This window comes from Phenylobacterium sp. (assembly GCF_046463815.1).
GTDB lineage: Bacteria > Pseudomonadota > Alphaproteobacteria > Caulobacterales > Caulobacteraceae > Phenylobacterium.
This window is the reverse complement of the sequence record NZ_JBKBRO010000006.1, coordinates 77,146-94,604: the sequence shown is the minus strand read 5'-3', so window position 1 is coordinate 94,604 and position 17,459 is coordinate 77,146. Positions and strand designations below refer to the sequence as shown.

Genomic DNA, 17,459 nt, shown 5'->3' with positions numbered 1-17,459 from the left:
GTGTCGCGCGGCCCCGCGGTGACGATCAGACTCGTAGCTTGGTCTTTCCAGTTCCCCTTCCGTTCACCGCCGCCTCCGGCTAGTCTCCCGGGGTGACTCTCCCCCCTGCCGCGCTTGATCTGGCCCCGGCCCTGGTGGTCCTTCCCGGCCCTCGGGCGGCGGTGGCGGACGCCGATGGGGCCCAGGCGCTGCGGGCGCCGGACGCGCGGGACCTGTTCGAGTCCGGGCCGGTCCTGCTGGCGCACGCGGCCATGACGGCCAGGCGGCTGGGGCTGAACGCGCCGCCCCGCAGTCCCCGGATCTTCGACGCGCTGGAGCTGTTCGCCTTCGTGCGGCCGGCCAGGTTCGCCGCCCCCTCGGCGGCGGGGCTGGCGCTGTCGCTGGGCCTGCCCGAGCCCAAGGGCGCCGAGGCCCAGGCCCGGGCGCTGCGCGAGGTCTGCGCGGTGCTGCTGGCCGAACTCGCCGCCCACCCTGAGCCGTCGCGCGAGGAAGCCCTGGCCCTGGCCGAGACCCTGGCCCGGGCCGGCTGGCCGTGGGGGACGGCGGTGATCGGGGCGCTGCGTTCCGCGCCGGCGGGCAACCAGTTCCGCTCGTCCGGCCTCGACGTCTGGGCGAGGCTTTCCGAATGGGAGGCCGAGGCGCCGCCGGGCGAGGCGGGTTCGAAACCCGTCGAGGGCGAGGCCGCCGCCGAGCGGCTGAAGACCCTGCTCCAGCGGTCGGGCCTGGACGAGGCCCGGCCCGCCCAGGCCGAGCTGGCGGCCGAGGCGGCCTACGTCTTCCAGCCCCGCGAGCGGGAGGGCGAGCCGCGCATGATGCTGGCCGAGGCCGGCACCGGCGTCGGCAAGACGCTCGCCTACCTCGCGCCGGCCTCGCTGTGGGCCGAGGCCAACGGCCCGGCCGTGTGGGTCTCGACCTACACCCGCGCCCTCCAGCGCCAGATCGAGCGCGAGAGCCGCTCGATCTTCGAGGACGAGAAGGTCCGCGCCAAGAAGGCCGTCGTCCGCAAGGGGCGCGAGAACTACCTCTGCCTGCTGAACTTCCAGGACCAGGCCAACACGGCCCAGCTCGGCGGGGCCGATCTTACGGGCATGGCGCTGGCCGCGCGCTGGGCCAGGGCCACCCGCGACGGGGACATGACCGGCGGCGATTTCCCGGCCTGGCTGCCGACCCTGTTCGCCGTGTCGCCCGCCGCCCAGGCCAGCCCGGCGAACCTGGTGGACCGGCGGGGCGAGTGCATCCACGCCGGTTGCCAGCACTACCGCGCCTGCTTCGTGGAGAAGGCCATCCGGGGCTCGCGCCGGGCCGACATCGTCATCGCCAACCACGCCCTCGTCCTGACTCAGGCGGCGTTCGACGGGGCCCGGGCCGCGCGGGGCTCCAAGGCCGACGGCGAGACCAGCCACCTAAAGCGCATCGTCTTCGATGAGGGCCACCACCTGTTCGACGCGGCCGACAGCGCGTTCTCGGCCGCGCTCTCGGGCGCCGAGGCCGCCGAGATGCGCCGCTGGATTCGGGGGCCGGAAGGTCGGGGCCGACGGGGCAGGGGCCTTGAAGCCCGGCTGTCCGACATCCTGGGCGACCGGGACGGGGCGCGCGCGACGCTGCAGGACGCCATCCACGCCGCCGCCGCCCTGCCGGGCGAGGGTTGGAGCGGCCGCATCGCCCCGCCCAACGGCGAGGTGAACCCCATCGGGCCGATCGAGGCCTTCCTGGTGGCGGTGCTGGAGCAGCTCCGCGCGCGGGCGGCGGGCTCGGACATCGGCATGGAGTGCGCGGCCCGGCCGGCGCTCGATCTGGTGCGCGAGACGGCCCGCGAGGCGGCCGCTGCGCTCGCCAAGGTCGAGGCGCCCTTGCTGGCGCTCGCCCGCTCGCTGGAGGACCTGCTGGACGAGGAGGCCGCCACCCTGGGCGCCTCGGAGCGGGCCCGGATCGAAGGGGCGCTGCGGGGCCTGGACCGCCGGGCGCGGATGACCCTGCCGGCCTGGCGCTCGATGCTCAGGGCCATCGACGAGGACGCCGAGGACGACCCGGACTTCGTGGACTGGTTCGACGCGACCTTCCTCTACGGGCGGGTGGTGGACGCCGCCTGCCGCCGCCACTGGGTGGACCCGACCGAGCCCCTGACCAACGCCGTCATCGCGCCAGCTCACGGGGTGCTGGTGACCAGCGCGACCCTGGCCGATCCCACCTTGGAGGACCCCTTCGCGCTGGCCGAGATGCGGACGGGGGCCGCGCGCCTGCCGGACCGGCCCAGGACGCTGAAGCTCGCCTCGCCCTTCGACTATGCCGCCAATGCGCGGGCCCTGGTGGTGACCGACGTGGGCCGCGACGACGCCCGGCAGGTGGCCGCGGCCATGCGCGAGCTGTTCCTGGCGGCCGGCGGCGGGGGCCTGGGCCTCTTCACCGCCATCCGCCGGCTGAAGGCGGTGCACGAGAAGATCGCGGGGCCGCTCGCCGACAAGGGCTTGGCCCTCTACGCCCAGCACGTCGATCCGCTGGAGGTGGGCGCCCTGGTGGACATCTTCCGCGCCGAGCAGGACGCCTGCCTGCTGGGCACCGATGCGGTGCGCGACGGCGTGGACGTGCCGGGCCGGTCCCTGCGCCTGCTGGTCTTCGACCGCGTGCCGTGGCCCAGGCCCGATATCTTGCACAAGGCCCGCCGCGCCCGGTTCGGGAACAAGGGCTACGACGATGCGGTCGCCCGGGGTCGCATCGCCCAGGCCTTCGGCCGCCTGATCCGCCGGGCCGACGACAAGGGCGTCTTCGTCATGCTGGACGCCGCCGCGCCGACGCGCCTGTTCTCAGGCCTGCCCGAGGGCGTGGAGCTCCAGCGCGTGACCCTGGTCGAGGCCATCGAGCAGGTGGCGGCGTTCCTGGGTCAGCCCATGCAGTGACCTTCTCCCCTTGCGGGAGAAGGTGGCCTGCGAAGCAGGTCGGATGAGGGGTTTCTCGGCGAGGCGGCTCGACCCCTCATCCGTCACCCTCCAGGCGACACCTTCTCCCGCAAGGGGAGAAGGCCGTCAGAGCCCCCGTTCCAGCCCCGCCAGGATCTTCGTCCAGCCTTCGCGGTCCTGCTCAACCCATTCCGGCGGGACGTCCTCGTGCGTCAGGGTCAGCAGGCAGCCGTCGCCGTCGGCCGAGATCTGGACCGTCACCCTGGTCATGGTCGGATCGAACTGCGGCACGCCGAAGGTGAAGACCAGCCGCCGCGGCCGGTCGATCTCAAGGTATTCGCCGACGTGCTCGATGTCGCCGCCCTCGGCCATGTGCTCGTCGCCGGGCGGGCGGCGGTCGACGATGGTGAAGCGGCCGCCGACGCGGGCGTCGATGTCGCAGCGGACGACCTCGCCCTCGGGGGTCGTGAACAGGAACCGCCGGGCCATCTTCGGATCGAGCCAGGCGTCGAACACCCGCTCGGCGGGGAACGGGTAGCGGTGGGTCACCGAGAGCTCAGCCATCCTTCCGATCCTCCATCAGGGCCTTCTCCAGTTCCGCCAGGCGCCAGGCCCAGAGCTTGCGGTGGTCCTCGATCCAGCGGGCGGCCTCGTCCAGCGGACGCGGGTCGAGCGCCAGGATGTGTTCGCGGCCCTGCACCCGGCGCTTCACCAGCCCCGCGCGCTCGAGCATGCGGATGTGCTTGGAGACGGAGTTCAGGCTGATCGGGAAGGGCTCGGCCAGCTCGCTCACCCGCGCCTCTCCCGTGGCCAGCCGGGCCAGGATCGCCCGCCGCGTGGGGTCGGCCAGGGCCGTCATCGTGTCGTCCAGCACCATTATTCACCCATTTGGATGAATAATGCGCCAAAAGACAGGCGGCGCAAGGGCCGCCTGCAGGCTGGAGGGACGACTACCCGCCGCGCCGCTGGCGCATGGCGGCGAAGGCGGCTTCCAGTTCGGCGGCGGTGATCTTGCCGTCCTTGTCCCGGTCCACGATGTCGAAGCGCTCGGCGCGGCGGCCGGCGGCGACCCACTCGGCCTTGCTGACGGCGCCGTCGCCATCGGTGTCCCACCGCTTCACGACATCGGCGGGGGCGGGCATCTGGGCGGCGGCCGCGCCGGCGGTTCCCGCCAGCAGGGCGGCCAGGGCCAGGGGGCGGATCAGGGTGCGCATCGGGGTCTCCGGAAGGCTTGAAGAGGCCCCCAGTGAACGGCGCCATTGTAATCGGCGTGTTTCGCCCTGGTGTCGCGCGGCGTCCGGATTGTGGCCATGCCCGGCGCAGGTCGTTTGCGGAGCCGGGCGGTCCCGGCTATCGAGCGCCGCATGAAAAGCTTGGGACTCATCGGCTTCGGGCAGTTCGGCCAACTCGCGGCTGGGGTCCTGAAGGATCATTTCGACGTGCTGGTCGCCGATCGCGCGCCGGGCGCCGCCGAGAAGGCCCGGGCGCTGGGCGTGGGCTTCGGTTCGGTCGAGGAGGCCGCCAGCCGCGAGATCGTCGTCGTGGCCGTGCCGGTGGTCGCCATGCGCGAGGTCTTCGCCGCCATGGCCCCGCACCTGAAGTCCGGCGCCCTGGTGGTGGACGTGGGCTCGGTGAAGGTCCTCCCGGCCCAGTGGATGACCGAGCTGCTGCCGGCCCACGTTGAGATCGTGGCCACCCACCCGCTGTTCGGTCCGCAGAGCGTGGCGCGCGACGGCCTGCCGGGCCTGCGGTTCGTGGTTTGTCCGGTGCGCGGCGACCGCTTCGAGAAGGTGGCCGCCTTCGGCCGCTCGCTCGGCCTGGCCGTCACCGTCACCACGCCGGAGGAGCACGACCGGGAGATGGCCTACGTTCAGGCGTTGACCCACCTGATCGGCCGCAGCCTCGTGAACCTCGGCATTCCCGACGAGCGGCTCGCCACCCAGTCCTACCAGCACCTGCTGGAGCTGTGCGGCCTGATCGGCGCCGACACCTTCGAGCTCTTCAAGGCCATCCAGACCCAGAACCCCTACGCGCCCGAGGTCGTGGACGCCTTCGTGAGGGAGGCCCGCAGCCTCCTCGACCAAGTGAAGACCTAGCGCTTCATGAAGTCGGCCAGCGCTTCGGCCACGGCGCGGTTGTGCTCCTCAAGGCCGATGGTGATGCGCACATGGTTCGGCAGGCCGTAGTTGGTCACGCCGCGCACCAGCAGGCCCCGGCTCGCCAGATAGGCCTCGGCCTCGACCGCCGTCCTGCCGGGGGTCGTGGGGAAGCCCACCAGCAGGAAGTTGGCCGCCGACGGCAGCACGACCTCCAGGCCCACGCCGCCGAGTTGCTGGGCGAGCCACGGCCGCCACTGTTCCACATGGGCGATGGAGCGTTCCTGGAACTCGGTGTCGGCCAGGGCCGCGATGGCGGCGGCCTGGCCGGGGATCGAGATGTTGAACGGCAGACGGATGCGATCCACGGCCGCGGCGATCTCGGCCGGCGCGTATCCCCAGCCCACCCGCAGAGCCGCGAGCCCGTGCAGCTTCGAGAATGTGTGGGTGACCACCACGTTCGCCTGGCTCCGGGCGAAGTCCAGCCCGTCGTCGAAGGCCGGGTCCCGGCAGAATTCGCCGTAGGCGGCGTCCAACACCAGTACGACGCTTGGCGGCAGAGCCGCATGTAGCCGCTCGATCTCCGAGAACGGGATCCAGGTGCCGGTGGGGTTGGCCGGGTTGGCGATGAAGACGAGCCGGGTGCGCCCGTCCACGCACTTCAGCACCTCGTCCACGTCGATGCGGTAGCCCGGCTCCTTGGCGCGGCGGACTTCGGCCTGGCAGGCGTGGGCGCCGATGGCGTAGGCCGCGAAGCCGTACTCGCCCTGGACGATGTTGTCGCCGGGTTCGAGGAAGGTCTGGTTGAGGAGCTGGAATACCTCGTCCGAGCCCTGGCCCAGGATCAGCCGCTCGGGCTCCAGCCGGAAGGTCTCGGCCAACGCGGTCCTGAGCAGGGTCGTGCGGCTGTCCGGGTACATGTGGAGTTGGTGGGCCGCGCCGGCGTAGGCCTCGCGGGCCTTCTCGCTGCAACCCAGGATGTTCTCGTTGGCGGATAGCTTGATCGGGTCGGCCACGCCCTCGGCCTTGGCCTTGCCGGGCACGTAGGCGTGGATGTCCATGATGCCCGGCTTGGGCATGGGGCGGGCGGCGCGGGCCCGGTCGTTCTGGGGTTCGTTGGAGTCGGCCATGGAGGCCGCTCTTACACGTCCAGCGGCCCCGGCGCAGCCCCGATGACGCCCGAGAGCCGCCCCGGCGCGCGGGCGAGGCGCGCGTCGTCGGCCATGTAGTAGCCGGCCAGGCTGAACAGCTTCAGGCCGCCGCTCTCGACCAGCAGGCTGGCGGCCACGCCGTCGCGGGACAGGGCGTCCTCGACGGCCGCGGCGGAGCCGGGCGCGTCGGTGACCCAGAAGGTCACGTCGTCGCCGGTGGGCTCGACCTCCACCTCGGCCACGGCCAGGGCGGCCATCGGGCCCCAGGCCGCGAGGCAGGGCAGGGTGGAGAACACCTTAAGCTTGGGTTCGGCCAGCAGCCGGCCCCACCAGGCGCTCTCGCGGGCGAGCGACAGCACGGCCACCCCGCCGAGGGTCCTGGCCTCGGCCAGCGCCTCTTCCGGCTTGGCGACCTGGCGCATCGTGGGGGCCGCGCCGAAGCGCAGGCGGGCCAGTTCGGCGGTGCGGCCCGGATCCTTGCCGCCCCAGACGGCGAGGTGGAAGGGGCCCTGAAGGCGTAGGCTCTCCGCCATCAGCTCGCGCCAGACGCGGACCACCAGGCCTGGCGTCGCGGCCTTGCGCGGGGAGGCCAGCAGCCTGCGCATCACCTGGGTCTCGCGGCCGGGGCGCAGGCCGAACCTGCCGACGTCGCCGGCGGCGGCCTTGGCGGCGGCCACCGCGTGGGCGAGCTCTGCGCGTTCGTCGAGCAGCCGCAGCAGTTCGGCGTCGATCGCGTCGATCCGTTCGCGCACCGCTTCCAGCGATGGCGTCGCCGCCGTCTTCCCGCCCTTGGCCGCGGACATAATCTCCCCCGAAAGTGGAGCCCGCGACCTAGGTCATTGCGGCGGTCCGCGCAATAGGACGTCCCGCCGCAAAAATGTTGCAGGTGAAACGGCCGGTCTGGCCCTCACCAGGCCAGCGCCGCGATGCCGATGGCCCCGTCGTTCGTGAAGGTGATGGTGTAGCCGGGGAGCTCGGCCAGGCGTTCCTCGGACTCCGGCGAGAAGAAGATGCCGAGCGAGATCTTCCTGCAGCCGCTGAGGTCCGGGCGCATCTGGCCGTTGAGCTTGTAGGCGTCGATCTCGAGGCCGGTGACAAAGTTCCGCCAGTTGCGGAAGGATTCGCACTTGAGCTCGACGACGATCTCGTCGGACGGATCGTTCAGCTCGGGATTGTTGACCAGGAAGTCCGCCGTCAGGCCGGGGTCGGCGTAGACGTGCGCCTCGCGCTCGACGAAGGCGGCGGGCTGGGTCGCGTTGATGTAGCCGGCGATCTCGGCCTGGGCCCAGGCCTCCCAGCCCCCAGACAGCGGCCAGACGACCGCGATGCGCTCCACGTTGGCGTTCGCCCAGGCGAACACGGCGCCCAGGAAGTCGTTCGCGGTGAGGTTCATGTCTGCGCCTCCTTGGGTCGCTCTGGGGAAGGGCCGCCGGGTGCGGACGGAAGGGGTGTGCGGCTTCGAGCTTTCGCGGGTCTTGGGGACGCCGGGTCCCGGGGCCGCGAGCAAAGCCGTGGCGAGAAGGCTACGTCGCAAGGATCAACCCTCCGCACAGATCGGATGTTGGTGATGTGGTGAAGGACGGCGGTGTCCGGTCATTGTGAACGGCTCGCCTCAGAGTAGAGCGAATATTTATTTCTCTTCACAGTCGCAGGGCGCCGCGCGTCTCTGATGCGGGGTCGCCCTCTCTCCCGAGGCCACGCGATCCTCTCGCTCAACCGAAGGAGGGACCTGAAATGGCCATCCCTACGCCTGTGAACGGTCAAATCACCGACGCGGTGACCCAAGCCAATGTGAAGGTCCTGGGAGACGCCCCGGCCATGGCCATGGGCGCCATCTACCAGTCGCTCGCCCACTCCACAGGCATTCTCTACGAGAACGCCACGTCCTCGCAGCAGCAGCTGGCGATCGCCGCCCAGGCCGCGACCAACCAGGGCGTGATCCAGATCTACAGCGTCGACACCATGGCGGGCGCCGTCGCGACGTCGAAGGTCGCCCAGTCGGATGTGCCCGACAACATGCTGGCCCTGCTGACCGCGCTGCGCGCGGTGCAGCCGCAGCCCGTCGGCTAGGACGCCTGCCCGGTCTTTCCACCCAACGGCCGCTCCGCCGGCCTCAACCCTGAGGATTCGATATGGCTATCCCCACCCCGGTCAACGGCATGATCACCGACGCCGTCACCCAGGCCAACGTCAAGGTCCTGGGCGACGCTCCGGCCATGGCCATGGGCGCGATCTACCAGTCGCTCGCCCACTCCACGGGCATCCTCTACGAGAACGCCGCCTCCTCGCAGCAGCAACTGGCGATCGCCGGCCAGGCGGCGACCAACCAGGGTGTCATCCAGATCTACAGCGTCGACACCATGGCCGGCGCGGTGGCGTCCACGAAGATCGCGGAGTCCGACACCCCCGATACGCTGCTCGCCCTGCTCACGGCCCTCCGGGCCAGCGTCCCCGCCTGACGGGTCCCGGCGTCCGGCGCCGCCCCGGCGTCGGGCGCCCGGCCTCCATCCAGGTTGCGGCGCGCGCCGCGCGCCGGCGGTTGACGGAGAAGCACCATGTCCGAGACGGACAGAAAGCCGGATGAACCGGACCGGAAACCCCATGGCCCTTCGCCGGGCGTGGCGTCCGTCGAGGAGGTCCTGCGCCTGATCGGAGAATTGTGCCGCGACGGCGAGCACGGGCCGGTGACCGACGCGGTCTCGGCCGCCCTGGTCACGGTGCTGGGCTCCGGCCCCAGCGTGGCCACCCTGCAGAGCCTCATCGCCGCCAACCAGGCGAGCGGCGTCATGTACCAGAACGCCGTGGCCAACCAGCAGCTCACCAACGTGCTGGGCATGGTCGCCACGATGAACTGCGTGCAGGTGCTGCTGGACAAGGAGCCGAGCATTCCGTGGCCGGACATTTCGCGACGTGCGGGAGGGTGGAATGAGCAAGGCTGACGATCCGGCCCAACTCGCCACGACGCTGGGCGAGGCCCTGCTCGTGACGGCGGTCGGCGGCGTGATGACCTCCGGGTTGATCCCGATGCTGGCCTCGGCCGACGCCTTCGCGGCCCGGGTGCTGACGTCGGCCAACCAGGCCAGCGAGCTCTACGCGCTGCGCAACCTGGCGATGATCGCCGCGCAGGACAAGCCGCGGCCGAAACCCGCCACGCGCGACGTCGACACCGACCGGACGATCGTGAACGCCAGCTTCGCCGCCGGCGCGCCGGTGGTCACCTAACCGGCAGGGAGGGAGCCATGTCCGAGCCCGCCACCGTCAACCCCGCGGTCACCGACGCCGTCACCCAGACAAACGTCAAGGTGCTGGGGGAAGGACCCGCCGAAGGTGTGGACATCGCCATCCAGGCGGCGGCCCACGCCACGGGCCTGGCCATGGAGAACGCCACCCAGACCCAGGGTGGGATGCAGCAGATCAACAACGCCGCCGTCGCCGCCCTGCTCACCATGATCACCGAAGCCGCCCCCGCGGCCAAACCGCCCAAGCATTGATCCCGCCATGGCCTACGTCACACCCGTCAACAGCCGCATCACCGACGCCGTCACCCAGTCCGGCGTGGGTGTGCTGGCCCAGGCGCCGGCCATGGCCATGGGCTCGGTGTACCAGAGCGCCGCCCACTCGCTCTCGATCGCCTACGAGAACGCGGTCCAGGCGCAGCGCCACGCGTCGATCAGCGCCCAGGCGGCGACCAACCAGGGCGTGATCCAGGTCTATTCGATGGGCGCGGCCGCCTCGGCGACCGCGACCGCCAAGATCGCCCAGAGCGATCCGCTCAAGTCCGCGCTCGTCCTGCTCGTCGCGCTGAAGGCGCTCGAGCGGATCTGATGAATTCGAAGGGATGGTGACGTCATGGCCCTAGACACGCCCGTCAACCAGCAGGTCACCGACGCGGTCACCCAGACCAACGTCAAGGTCGTGGCCGAAGCGCCGGCCCAATCCATGGCCCTCGTCTACCAGACCATGGCCCATTCCATCTCGCTGGCCATGCAGAACGCCCAGCAGGCGCAGGGCGGTCTCCAGCAGATCGGCAACGCGGTCACGTCCAGCGCGGTGACCATGATCATGAACACCGTCCAGAAGTAGCGCCGCCACGGTCCCGGAGAACTCGCCGTGTCAGAACCCGCCACCCAGGTGAACCAACAGATCCTCGACGCGGTGAAGCAGTCGACGAGCTACGCCCTGGGCTTCGGCCCGCTCGCGACGGGCGCTCCAGACGGGCAGCAGGTCTCGGCCGGCGCCGCCATCGCCTATGACAAGGCCATCCAGGCCGCCGCCCTGTCGGTGCAGGACGCCGCCGACTACCAGCGCAACGTGATGTCGCTGAGCGCCGCCGTGCAGGGAAAGGCCATGGCCATGATGCTGGCCGACCCGACGGACGAGGCGCTGCTGGTGCCCTTCGCCATGGCCATCGTCAGCTCCATGGTCGCCCCGATCTCGGCCGGCCTGGCGGCATCGACCGTCACCCTCGCGGTCAAGGAGATCTTCCCCAAGTCCTGACCCCCCAAACAGGAGGACCCGTTCCATGCGCATTCCCTATCCCTATCGCTACATCAGCGAGGCCGACGCGGTGTCCGGCGAGGCCCGCGCCCTCGAACGGGAGACCGTCGCCGAGACTGAATGGCTGGTGCGCTACCTCGCCGGAGAACTCGACGACGAGGAGGAGGCCGACGGCGAGGACCTTGGCCCCTGGGGCCCCGGTTATGGCGAGTATCTGCGCCTGCGCGACGCCGCGACCGCGGTGGTCGAGATCGCCTGGGACATGCGCGACCCCGCGCGGCAGAGCCCGTACGCGGCCCTGGGTGACATCATCATCGACGGCGCGCGGGACGTCCTGACGGCGGTGCGCGACTACCAGCCCTGGGCGCCCCTGAAAGAGTCCAAGGCCTGATCCGGGGAGACCGCAATGTCCTCGAAAGCGCCCGGCGAAATCGCGGCCGAGGAAGCTCGCGGGACCCCGCCGGCCCGCAGCCCCATCGTGGAGGCCGCCAGCCGCGCGGTGATCGCCGTGTTCGACCAGCTCGCGACCGAGGCGCCGGAACTGATCCGGCCCCAGCCGCCGCCGCATGCCGCGGCTCCGATGTTCACGCGCGAGATGATCGAGCAGTTGCAGGCGCAACTGCGGCGCTCCCTCGGCGTCGGGCCGGAGGGGCCGAAATGACCGCCGACGATCCCGACCCGGGTCCGTCGCCCACGCCGACGCATCTCTACGACGCGGTGTCCGCGCAGCGGGACGAGATCCTGGGCGGGTTCGGCGAACAGCGCGAGGCCCTCATCCGGGCGGTCGAGGAGCAGCGCCTGGCGGCCATGCCCCGGCACATGCGCCTCGCCGCGCTCAGCCCGGCCCAGGCGAGCGCGGAGATCGTCCAGACGCTGCGGCAGCTCGTGGCCAAGGAGGTCACGCGCCAGCTTCACCTGGCGATCGCCTCGATGATGGCGGAGCGGGCGCAAAGCCAAGGGGAGGCCCCCGGGAAGCAGCGCGTCGCGGAATAAATCCGCTTACAGACTTTAAGGCGTGTCTTGATGATGGAAAGCAGTTTCCGTCACCGGAAAACGTGCGGCCGAAAATATAAAGTTCTCCAGTATCAGAAATAGCGTCTCTGTAGTCGGTAACAACGCGAGTTGTGACTTGGTTTCGTGGATCGAGTTTCTCGATCTCTCCCTCGGGTGCGCTGTCCGCGTGCGCCGTGAATGCGACAAAGGGGGACTTGCTGGTGAACATGATAAACCGGTTGTCGCTTCCCGAAGCGGCGAACGAGGATGCGCCGCCCCCGGCCCCCGCCCCGTCGGCGCAGGTTCGTCCCTCCCGACCCGGGCCGGGCGTCCGCGCGCCGCGTCTTCCCGAAGCCGACGAACCGGCCCGCCCGCTCTCGCCCGCCGAGATACTGGCCCGCGCCGCCCGTCCGGGGACCGGCCGGCGGCCGCGCCGCCTGACGCCGGCGGCGGTGATCGCCCAGGCGCTCGACCGTCCCAGTCCGCTGGACTCCTTCTGGGGCGTCTGGATCGCGCACCAAGAGGTGCTGCGGAACCGGAGCCTCAGGCTGTCGGGCGGCAACCGCGCCGACGCCGAGGACGCGCTCAGCAACGCCATGCTGCGCGCCGCCCAGGCCTACGCCCGCCAGCCCGTGCAGAACCCCCGCGCCTGGCTGCTTCGGATCCTCCACAACGCCTGCATGGATCAGCATCGCCGGAACGCCACGCTGGCGGCCATGGAGGATCCGCCGTCGGAGGCGCCCCAGACTCCCCTGGCCGGCTGGGAGGGGGTGGCCCCTTCGCCCGAGGAGGAGCTCTCCCAGGCGCAGATGGAGCGGGCCTGGCGGGAGGCGCTGAGCGCCCTTCCCGAGCCGCTCAGCGATCCGCTGCGGCTCTATCTGGAAGGCTGGCCCGACGAACTGATCGCGCTGCAGCTCAACATCAGCCGCGAGCTCGTCCGCAAGCGGCGGCAGTTGGCCAAGGACCGGCTGAGGGCCGTCCTGAGATTCTAGTGAAAGAGGTAAAGTTGAAAAAAACAACCTAAGGGAGACTTCTTCATCGAAGTGGCGTAGTCTCTCCCTGGTGCGTGACCCCGGCGTCCGCCGCCTGGCGGACCGCAAAGAAAGGACTGCCAAATGATCAAGATCAGCATCCTGGCGGGAACTCTCGCCGGCCTCATGGCGGGAACTCCCGCGGCGGCGCAGATCATCTCCTTCAACTCGGTGCCGACGTCCAACACCTGCCCCTATCCGTGGGCGATCACCCTGCAGCCGCAGCCGCCCATCCAGACCCTGGCGCCGGGCGCTGCGACCGTGCTGAACAGGAACGTCAACGGGTTGCAGACGCCCTTCGGTCCCTTCGCGGCTCCGCCGAGCCGCACCATCCACCCCGGCTACTTCTGCTTCTTCGAGAACTGCACCGCCGGGGTTTCGATCACGCTGACCTGCGCGACGGTCGCCGGCGCGAAGGCCCCCACGGCGGCCGAGATCCGGGCGAGCCAGGACAAGTTCAGCCTGACCTTCAAGGCGAAGGGTTCGGCTCAGCGCAAATAGGCTGGCGGCGCCCTGCCTAGCCTTCCTCGCCGGCGGCGGGGTCGACCGCGCCCGCGACGAGCTCGCGCCAGGTGGGATCGCTGTCGTCCACCAGGTCAACGTCGTCCAGCAGGGCTACGGCCGACCCGCCGTCAGGCAGGATGAGGCCCAGCACCTCCATCCTCTCGCCGTCCGGGCCGATGTGGACCTCGGCCTGGACGGCCACCGCCGCCTGCTCGCCGTCGTCGTCCCACCAGATCAGCGGCTGCGGCAGCTCCATGTCCAGAGGCCGAGGGTCGGTCGTGTCGGCCAGGGCGAACACCGCCCGGCGCGCCTGCACGTCGTCCAGCGAGGCCACGGCCCCGGTGAAGGGCCTCAGGCGGGACCAGTCGTCGACGTCGAAACCGCCGCCGTCGTCCGCGTCTCCGGCGTCGTCCTGGGTCATCTGGGCATCCTCGGCTGCAGGGGCCGTCCTTAGCTCCTCCCGCGCAAGATGTAACCGCCCGCGCCTGATCAGGCCGTCTCGGCCTCGCGCAGGGCCCGCTTCAGCGCCTCCAGAAGGTGCTCTGGCTTCATCGGCTTCTCCACGACGCCGTTCATGCCCGCCGCAAGGTAAGCCTCGGCCTCGTCGGGATCGGCGTTGGCCGTCAACGCGATGATCGGCGTGGTCGCGGCGCGGCCGGGGAGGGCGCGGATGGCCCGCGTCGCAGCCACGCCGTCCATGCGCGGCATGCGGATGTCCATGAGGATCAGGTCGAAGCGTCCGCTGCGGGCCGCCTCCACCGCCTCCGCGCCGTCCTCGGCCGCCTCGCAGGTGCAGTCGAACATCTCGACCAGCGACTGGGCGACCATGCGGTTTGTGGCGTTGTCATCCACGACCAGGACGTGCGCTGGCCTGGGGGCGATGTCGTGCGAGACGCCTTCGCGCGGCGCGACGGCCGGCAGTTCGACCCGAAAGACCAGCGTCTCGGAAGCGCCCGGCGTCGTCTCCCGGCGCACCTCGCCGCCCATGGCCTCGACGATGCGGCGGCCCAGCATGGCCCCCACGGCGACCTTGAGGCCGAGGCGCGCCTCGATGGCCCTGAGGCGCGCGTCGCCGTCCTCGGCGCCCCAGCCGCCGTCCGGCGCGCCCCGCACGCGCCCTTCCAGCGACACGCCAGAAGCCGTCGCGGCCACCTTGAGGCCCGCCTCGACGGCCCCGCGGCCGCCCGAGCCCAGAGCCTCGGCGATGAGGCCGTCGAAGGTTTGCAGGAGGCGGGCGCGGTCGCCCATGGCGGCGGCCTCGGGATCGCCGTCGTAGGAGACCAGTAGCGTGAAGGCGGCCGCGGCCGCCTTGGCCTGCCACCGCGCCTGGACCTCATCGGCGAGATCGCGAAGGCGCAGGGGCTCCGGCCGCAGGGTCAGGCCGTCCACGGCCACGGTCTTCAGGTCGGCGGCGCTGTCCAGCAGGCGGCGCACCCCCTTCGCCGCCTCGGCGATGCCGTCGACGCACGCCTGGGCTTCGGGGCCCAGCCGTCGGTTGGTGAGCCGGTCGACGAGCGCGAGGACGCCCTCCATCTCCTGCCGGATGTCGGCCGTCACGCGGTCGAAGAAGAACTCGGGCAGGGGCATGGACGCCATGCGGCTTGCGGAAACCGGAAGCGGCCATATTGGCCGGGAGCGCTTGCGCAGAGGTTAAACAGCGCAACTTCTAGTCGCAGAAAAAAGAAAGGGCGGCGGGATCGGGTGACCCGCCGCCCTCAAGTGGCGCTAGGGAGGAAACGCGCCAGTAACTAGAAGCGGTACTGCAGCTCCACGCCGTAGGTGCGCGGCTGGATCAGGCCCCGGGTGATCGCCGTGCGGGTCTGGGTGAGCGCGCCGGCCTGCGGGTTCGGCGGGCTGTCGTAGATCGCTGTCGGCGTCGTCGACCCATTGGACGTGAAGCCCTTGTTGTCGAAGACGTTCTTCACGAAGCCGATCACCGTGTAGCGGTCCTCGCCGTCGTTCCACAGCACCCGCAGGTCGGTCACGTCATAGGCCTTCACGCGGTTCGCTTCGCTCTTGAACGGCTGGTAGTAGGTCTTGTCCGTCCAGGTGTAGGTCGCCGACAGGATCAGCGAGCCCGCGTCGAAGTCGAAGGTGTAGTTCGCGTTGCCGGCGAACTTGTGCTTCGGCGACTGGTAGAGCTGCGAGCCCTTCAGCGTCTGGAACACCAGCGGCGCGCCGTTCGAGGTGGCGCTGCCGCCCTGCGGCGTGGCCCTGGGGTCCAGGGCGCCCGGATCGGCCGGATCATAGAAGCAGCAGCCCGACGTGATCTCGGTGTGCAGGTAGCCGTAGCTGGCCGACAGGTCGAGGTTGTCGATCGGCCGCCAGATGGCTTCCAGCTCCAGGCCGTAGGCTTCGGCGTTCACGTTGACGAAGTTGTTCGAGGCCGACGTGCCCGCCGCGTTGAGCTGCGACAGGTTGAGCTGCAGGTCCTTGTAGTCGTTGTAGAACGCCGCGGCGTTCACCTGCAGTCGGCCCGCGAAGGTCTTCTTCAGGCCCACCTCGAAGGCGTCGACCTGCTCCTGGTCGGCCTGGGGATCGGGCGCGAGCGTGCCCAGCAGGAAGCCGCCCGACTTGTAGCCGCGGCTGTACTTGGCATAGCCGAGCGTATCCGCGTCGGGCGTCCAGTCCAGGTTGAGCACGCCGGTGACGGCGTCCCAGCTGTCGGACATCGAGCGGTAGTTCTGGACGCCCGGGGTGGCGGGGTCCATGTCGCTCGACACGTCGAAGGCGTAGAGGCCGTTCGCCAGGAGCGCGATCGGCGACTGGATGACCAGGCGCTGGAACTCGTTCCCCGACTTCTTGTCCTTCGTGTAACGGAGGCCGGCGGTCAGGGCGAACTGCTCGTTGAACTCATAGGTCCCCTGGCCGAACACGGCCCAGGCCTTGGACTTCAACGCCGCCTGGCTGTCGGCGAAGTTGCGGTTCGGGTTCGGGGCGGCGAGGGCGCCGGTCAGCGTGAGCGGTTGGGCGAGCTGGGCCTGGTTCGGGTTCGCCAGCTGGATCCGTTGACGGTACTTCTCATGGTACTGGTAGGCGCCCAGGATCCAGCGGAACGGGCCATCGCCGCTCGAGGTCAGGTTGACCTCGTTCGAGTAGTACCACTTGTGCTCGTCGAAGTCGGTCGTCTGGGTCGGATAGTACGGGACCGCCAGGATTCCGGTGATCGGCGCGGTGCGGCTGGTGTTATCGTAGTCGCCGCCCGTTTGATAATTATATTTCTGGAAGCCGCCGATGTACTTCAGTTCGGCGAAGCCCAGGTCGTAGGTGATGGTCGTGGTGGCGACGTGGTTGCCGCGCAGTTGGCCGTAGCCGTCCGTGTTGGTGTTCATCACGTACGGGTCGGAAACGCCCGGATTGGCGGTCGTGTAGCCGAACTGCGGATTGACCTGGAGTTGGCCGATCGGGCCGAACACGCGCGTCGTGTCATAGGGCGTCGTCAGGTTGGCCAGGCGATCGCCCACGCCGGTGGTGTCGTCCCAGACCGAGCGGTTGTAGCGGACGTAGACGCTGAGCTTGTCGGTCGGCTCGAACTCCATCTGCGCTTCATAGTAGTCGCGCTTGATGGTGGCGCCGTCGTTGGCCGGGCCGATGTTCTTGATGAAGCCCTTCGACTGGTCCTCGTGGCTCGCGCCGATCTTGAAGCGCAGGTTGTCGGCCACCGGCAGCGACACGGCGCCTTCCAGGCGGTAGCGGTCGTAGTTGCCGTAGAGGGCCCGGATCTCGCCGCCGAACTCGTGCGACGGGCGCTTGGAGACCTGGTTGATGGCGCCGCCGATGGCGTTGCGCCCGTACAGCGTGCCCTGGGGCCCGCGCAGGATCTCGGTGCGCTCGATGAACAGCGGGGTCTTGAACAGCTCGGACGAGGAGGCCGAGTAGAAGCCATCCGAGTAGGACGCCACGCCCGGGTCGTTGCCGATGTAGAACGTGTTGCGGCCCGCGCCGCGCAGGCTGACCCGGTCGGTGCCCGAATAGTTCATGCCGGGCGTGAAGTTCACGAAGTCCTGGATGCCGGTGATGCCGGCGATGTCGCGCCGTTCCGAGGTGAAGGCCGAGACGGCCACCGGCACGTCCTGCAGCGACTGCTCGCGTTTCTCGGCGGTGATCACCAGCTCGTCCAGCAGGGCGCCTTGCGGGGCGGCTTCCTGAGCGAACGCCGGTGCGGCGGCGGCGAGGGTGAGGGCGGAGACGCCTGCGACGAGCAGGGTCCGCGCCGGAACGGCGTAACGCGACATGACATGTCCTCCCGCGGCCGTGCGGGAGCCCGCCGGCCACATGTGTTGCACATTGTTG

24 protein-coding genes are annotated in these 17,459 nt (G+C 70.3%); 15 read left to right on the top strand and 9 right to left on the bottom strand.

What is annotated here, in order from left to right; genetic code table 11:
• The first annotated feature begins 92 nt into the window (after positions 1 to 92).
• Positions 93 to 2,894, top strand: a complete 2,802-nt coding sequence (locus tag ACK4TT_RS05405; protein ID WP_409636541.1) for an ATP-dependent DNA helicase — start codon at positions 93 to 95, stop codon at positions 2,892 to 2,894.
• A 126-nt stretch (positions 2,895 to 3,020) separates the two neighbouring features.
• On the opposite strand, the gene ACK4TT_RS05400 is transcribed toward ACK4TT_RS05405, so the two are convergent.
• The 3 genes from ACK4TT_RS05400 to ACK4TT_RS05390 all read right to left on the bottom strand — a co-directional run bounded on the left by ACK4TT_RS05400 (position 3,021) and on the right by ACK4TT_RS05390 (position 4,108).
• On the bottom strand, positions 3,021 to 3,458 hold the full coding sequence (locus tag ACK4TT_RS05400; protein ID WP_410212592.1) for an SRPBCC domain-containing protein: 438 nt from the start codon (positions 3,456 to 3,458) through the stop codon (positions 3,021 to 3,023).
• Positions 3,451 to 3,768, bottom strand: a complete 318-nt coding sequence (locus ACK4TT_RS05395) for an ArsR/SmtB family transcription factor (RefSeq protein WP_410212591.1) — start codon at positions 3,766 to 3,768, stop codon at positions 3,451 to 3,453. Before ACK4TT_RS05395 ends, ACK4TT_RS05400 begins: the two co-directional genes overlap by 8 nt.
• A gap of 76 nt (positions 3,769 to 3,844) precedes the next feature.
• Positions 3,845 to 4,108, bottom strand: coding sequence for an EF-hand domain-containing protein (locus ACK4TT_RS05390; RefSeq protein ID WP_410212590.1), 264 nt, complete (start codon positions 4,106 to 4,108; stop codon positions 3,845 to 3,847).
• 150 nt (positions 4,109 to 4,258) lie between these two features.
• Here ACK4TT_RS05390 and ACK4TT_RS05385 point away from each other — a divergent pair, with 150 nt between their 5' ends.
• Positions 4,259 to 4,990: a prephenate dehydrogenase/arogenate dehydrogenase family protein gene (locus ACK4TT_RS05385; RefSeq protein WP_410212589.1), complete on the top strand. Its 732-nt coding sequence runs from the start codon at positions 4,259 to 4,261 to the stop codon at positions 4,988 to 4,990.
• On the opposite strand, the gene hisC is transcribed toward ACK4TT_RS05385, so the two are convergent.
• The 3 genes from hisC to ACK4TT_RS05370 all read right to left on the bottom strand — a co-directional run bounded on the left by hisC (position 4,987) and on the right by ACK4TT_RS05370 (position 7,534).
• Positions 4,987 to 6,120 (bottom strand): histidinol-phosphate transaminase, encoded by a 1,134-nt coding sequence (gene hisC / locus ACK4TT_RS05380; protein WP_410212588.1) that lies wholly within the window; start codon positions 6,118 to 6,120, stop codon positions 4,987 to 4,989. The two genes, ACK4TT_RS05385 and hisC, sit on opposite strands and share 4 nt — an antisense overlap.
• 11 nt (positions 6,121 to 6,131) lie before the next feature.
• A complete protein-coding gene (locus tag ACK4TT_RS05375; protein WP_410212587.1) occupies positions 6,132 to 6,944 on the bottom strand; it encodes a chorismate mutase in 813 nt (270 codons plus the stop codon).
• Between the two features lie 104 nt (positions 6,945 to 7,048).
• A complete protein-coding gene (locus ACK4TT_RS05370) occupies positions 7,049 to 7,534 on the bottom strand; it encodes a hypothetical protein (protein WP_410212586.1) in 486 nt (161 codons plus the stop codon).
• Positions 7,535 to 7,875: 341 nt separating this feature from the next.
• Between ACK4TT_RS05370 and ACK4TT_RS05365 the strand changes: the two genes are divergently transcribed.
• The 13 genes from ACK4TT_RS05365 to ACK4TT_RS05305 all read left to right on the top strand — a co-directional run bounded on the left by ACK4TT_RS05365 (position 7,876) and on the right by ACK4TT_RS05305 (position 13,163).
• Positions 7,876 to 8,211, top strand: a complete 336-nt coding sequence (locus tag ACK4TT_RS05365; RefSeq protein ID WP_409636518.1) for a RebB family R body protein — start codon at positions 7,876 to 7,878, stop codon at positions 8,209 to 8,211.
• A gap of 62 nt (positions 8,212 to 8,273) precedes the next feature.
• Positions 8,274 to 8,600, top strand: coding sequence for a RebB family R body protein (locus tag ACK4TT_RS05360; RefSeq protein ID WP_409636516.1), 327 nt, complete (start codon positions 8,274 to 8,276; stop codon positions 8,598 to 8,600).
• Positions 8,601 to 8,696: 96 nt separating this feature from the next.
• A complete protein-coding gene (locus ACK4TT_RS05355; protein ID WP_409636512.1) occupies positions 8,697 to 9,080 on the top strand; it encodes a RebB family R body protein in 384 nt (127 codons plus the stop codon).
• The gene (locus tag ACK4TT_RS05350) at positions 9,067 to 9,363 is read left to right on the top strand and encodes a hypothetical protein (protein WP_409636509.1); all 297 of its coding nucleotides are present in this window, start codon (positions 9,067 to 9,069) and stop codon (positions 9,361 to 9,363) included. The genes ACK4TT_RS05355 and ACK4TT_RS05350 overlap by 14 nt, the downstream gene beginning before the upstream one ends.
• Positions 9,364 to 9,380: 17 nt before the next feature.
• The gene (locus ACK4TT_RS05345) at positions 9,381 to 9,632 is read left to right on the top strand and encodes a RebB family R body protein (RefSeq protein WP_409636506.1); all 252 of its coding nucleotides are present in this window, start codon (positions 9,381 to 9,383) and stop codon (positions 9,630 to 9,632) included.
• A 7-nt stretch (positions 9,633 to 9,639) separates the two neighbouring features.
• Positions 9,640 to 9,966 (top strand): RebB family R body protein, encoded by a 327-nt coding sequence (locus ACK4TT_RS05340; RefSeq protein WP_409636503.1) that lies wholly within the window; start codon positions 9,640 to 9,642, stop codon positions 9,964 to 9,966.
• A gap of 24 nt (positions 9,967 to 9,990) precedes the next feature.
• Positions 9,991 to 10,224, top strand: a complete 234-nt coding sequence (locus ACK4TT_RS05335) for a RebB family R body protein (protein ID WP_409636500.1) — start codon at positions 9,991 to 9,993, stop codon at positions 10,222 to 10,224.
• A 27-nt stretch (positions 10,225 to 10,251) separates the two neighbouring features.
• Positions 10,252 to 10,638: a hypothetical protein gene (locus tag ACK4TT_RS05330; RefSeq protein ID WP_409636497.1), complete on the top strand. Its 387-nt coding sequence runs from the start codon at positions 10,252 to 10,254 to the stop codon at positions 10,636 to 10,638.
• A gap of 25 nt (positions 10,639 to 10,663) precedes the next feature.
• Positions 10,664 to 11,029, top strand: coding sequence for a hypothetical protein (locus ACK4TT_RS05325; RefSeq protein WP_410212585.1), 366 nt, complete (start codon positions 10,664 to 10,666; stop codon positions 11,027 to 11,029).
• Positions 11,030 to 11,044: 15 nt separating this feature from the next.
• On the top strand, positions 11,045 to 11,299 hold the full coding sequence (locus tag ACK4TT_RS05320) for a hypothetical protein (protein ID WP_409636491.1): 255 nt from the start codon (positions 11,045 to 11,047) through the stop codon (positions 11,297 to 11,299).
• Complete coding sequence (locus ACK4TT_RS05315) at positions 11,296 to 11,631, top strand: hypothetical protein (RefSeq protein WP_410212584.1); 336 nt, start codon at positions 11,296 to 11,298, stop codon at positions 11,629 to 11,631. The genes ACK4TT_RS05320 and ACK4TT_RS05315 overlap by 4 nt, the downstream gene beginning before the upstream one ends.
• A 239-nt stretch (positions 11,632 to 11,870) precedes the next feature.
• Positions 11,871 to 12,623, top strand: coding sequence for an RNA polymerase sigma factor (locus tag ACK4TT_RS05310; RefSeq protein ID WP_410212583.1), 753 nt, complete (start codon positions 11,871 to 11,873; stop codon positions 12,621 to 12,623).
• Positions 12,624 to 12,746: 123 nt separating this feature from the next.
• On the top strand, positions 12,747 to 13,163 hold the full coding sequence (locus ACK4TT_RS05305; RefSeq protein ID WP_409636483.1) for a hypothetical protein: 417 nt from the start codon (positions 12,747 to 12,749) through the stop codon (positions 13,161 to 13,163).
• A gap of 16 nt (positions 13,164 to 13,179) precedes the next feature.
• Here the strand turns inward: ACK4TT_RS05305 and ACK4TT_RS05300 are convergent, their stop codons facing one another.
• From ACK4TT_RS05300 to ACK4TT_RS05290, 3 genes are all read right to left on the bottom strand, one after another.
• The gene (locus ACK4TT_RS05300) at positions 13,180 to 13,587 is read right to left on the bottom strand and encodes a hypothetical protein (RefSeq protein WP_410212582.1); all 408 of its coding nucleotides are present in this window, start codon (positions 13,585 to 13,587) and stop codon (positions 13,180 to 13,182) included.
• 68 nt (positions 13,588 to 13,655) lie between these two features.
• A complete protein-coding gene (locus ACK4TT_RS05295; RefSeq protein ID WP_410212581.1) occupies positions 13,656 to 14,762 on the bottom strand; it encodes a response regulator in 1,107 nt (368 codons plus the stop codon).
• A gap of 152 nt (positions 14,763 to 14,914) precedes the next feature.
• The gene (locus tag ACK4TT_RS05290; RefSeq protein ID WP_409636474.1) at positions 14,915 to 17,401 is read right to left on the bottom strand and encodes a TonB-dependent receptor; all 2,487 of its coding nucleotides are present in this window, start codon (positions 17,399 to 17,401) and stop codon (positions 14,915 to 14,917) included.
• Positions 17,402 to 17,459 lie beyond the last annotated feature (58 nt).

Excerpts from the sequence above, each read along its gene's own strand:
- ACK4TT_RS05400 (WP_410212592.1), bottom strand. The coding sequence starts at position 3,458 with ATGGCTGAGCTCTCGGTGACCCACCGCTACCCGTTCCCCGCCGAGCGG.
- ACK4TT_RS05390 (WP_410212590.1), bottom strand. The coding sequence starts at position 4,108 with ATGCGCACCCTGATCCGCCCCCTGGCCCTGGCCGCCCTGCTGGCGGGA.
- ACK4TT_RS05385 (WP_410212589.1), top strand. The coding sequence starts at position 4,259 with ATGAAAAGCTTGGGACTCATCGGCTTCGGGCAGTTCGGCCAACTCGCG.
- hisC (WP_410212588.1), bottom strand. The coding sequence starts at position 6,120 with ATGGCCGACTCCAACGAACCCCAGAACGACCGGGCCCGCGCCGCCCGC.
- ACK4TT_RS05375 (WP_410212587.1), bottom strand. The coding sequence starts at position 6,944 with ATGTCCGCGGCCAAGGGCGGGAAGACGGCGGCGACGCCATCGCTGGAA.
- ACK4TT_RS05370 (WP_410212586.1), bottom strand. The coding sequence starts at position 7,534 with ATGAACCTCACCGCGAACGACTTCCTGGGCGCCGTGTTCGCCTGGGCG.
- ACK4TT_RS05365 (WP_409636518.1), top strand. The coding sequence starts at position 7,876 with ATGGCCATCCCTACGCCTGTGAACGGTCAAATCACCGACGCGGTGACC.
- ACK4TT_RS05360 (WP_409636516.1), top strand. The coding sequence starts at position 8,274 with ATGGCTATCCCCACCCCGGTCAACGGCATGATCACCGACGCCGTCACC.
- ACK4TT_RS05355 (WP_409636512.1), top strand. The coding sequence starts at position 8,697 with ATGTCCGAGACGGACAGAAAGCCGGATGAACCGGACCGGAAACCCCAT.
- ACK4TT_RS05350 (WP_409636509.1), top strand. The coding sequence starts at position 9,067 with ATGAGCAAGGCTGACGATCCGGCCCAACTCGCCACGACGCTGGGCGAG.
- ACK4TT_RS05345 (WP_409636506.1), top strand. The coding sequence starts at position 9,381 with ATGTCCGAGCCCGCCACCGTCAACCCCGCGGTCACCGACGCCGTCACC.
- ACK4TT_RS05340 (WP_409636503.1), top strand. The coding sequence starts at position 9,640 with ATGGCCTACGTCACACCCGTCAACAGCCGCATCACCGACGCCGTCACC.
- ACK4TT_RS05335 (WP_409636500.1), top strand. The coding sequence starts at position 9,991 with ATGGCCCTAGACACGCCCGTCAACCAGCAGGTCACCGACGCGGTCACC.
- ACK4TT_RS05325 (WP_410212585.1), top strand. The coding sequence starts at position 10,664 with ATGCGCATTCCCTATCCCTATCGCTACATCAGCGAGGCCGACGCGGTG.
- ACK4TT_RS05320 (WP_409636491.1), top strand. The coding sequence starts at position 11,045 with ATGTCCTCGAAAGCGCCCGGCGAAATCGCGGCCGAGGAAGCTCGCGGG.
- ACK4TT_RS05315 (WP_410212584.1), top strand. The coding sequence starts at position 11,296 with ATGACCGCCGACGATCCCGACCCGGGTCCGTCGCCCACGCCGACGCAT.
- ACK4TT_RS05305 (WP_409636483.1), top strand. The coding sequence starts at position 12,747 with ATGATCAAGATCAGCATCCTGGCGGGAACTCTCGCCGGCCTCATGGCG.
- ACK4TT_RS05300 (WP_410212582.1), bottom strand. The coding sequence starts at position 13,587 with ATGACCCAGGACGACGCCGGAGACGCGGACGACGGCGGCGGTTTCGAC.
- ACK4TT_RS05295 (WP_410212581.1), bottom strand. The coding sequence starts at position 14,762 with ATGGCGTCCATGCCCCTGCCCGAGTTCTTCTTCGACCGCGTGACGGCC.
- ACK4TT_RS05290 (WP_409636474.1), bottom strand. The coding sequence starts at position 17,401 with ATGTCGCGTTACGCCGTTCCGGCGCGGACCCTGCTCGTCGCAGGCGTC.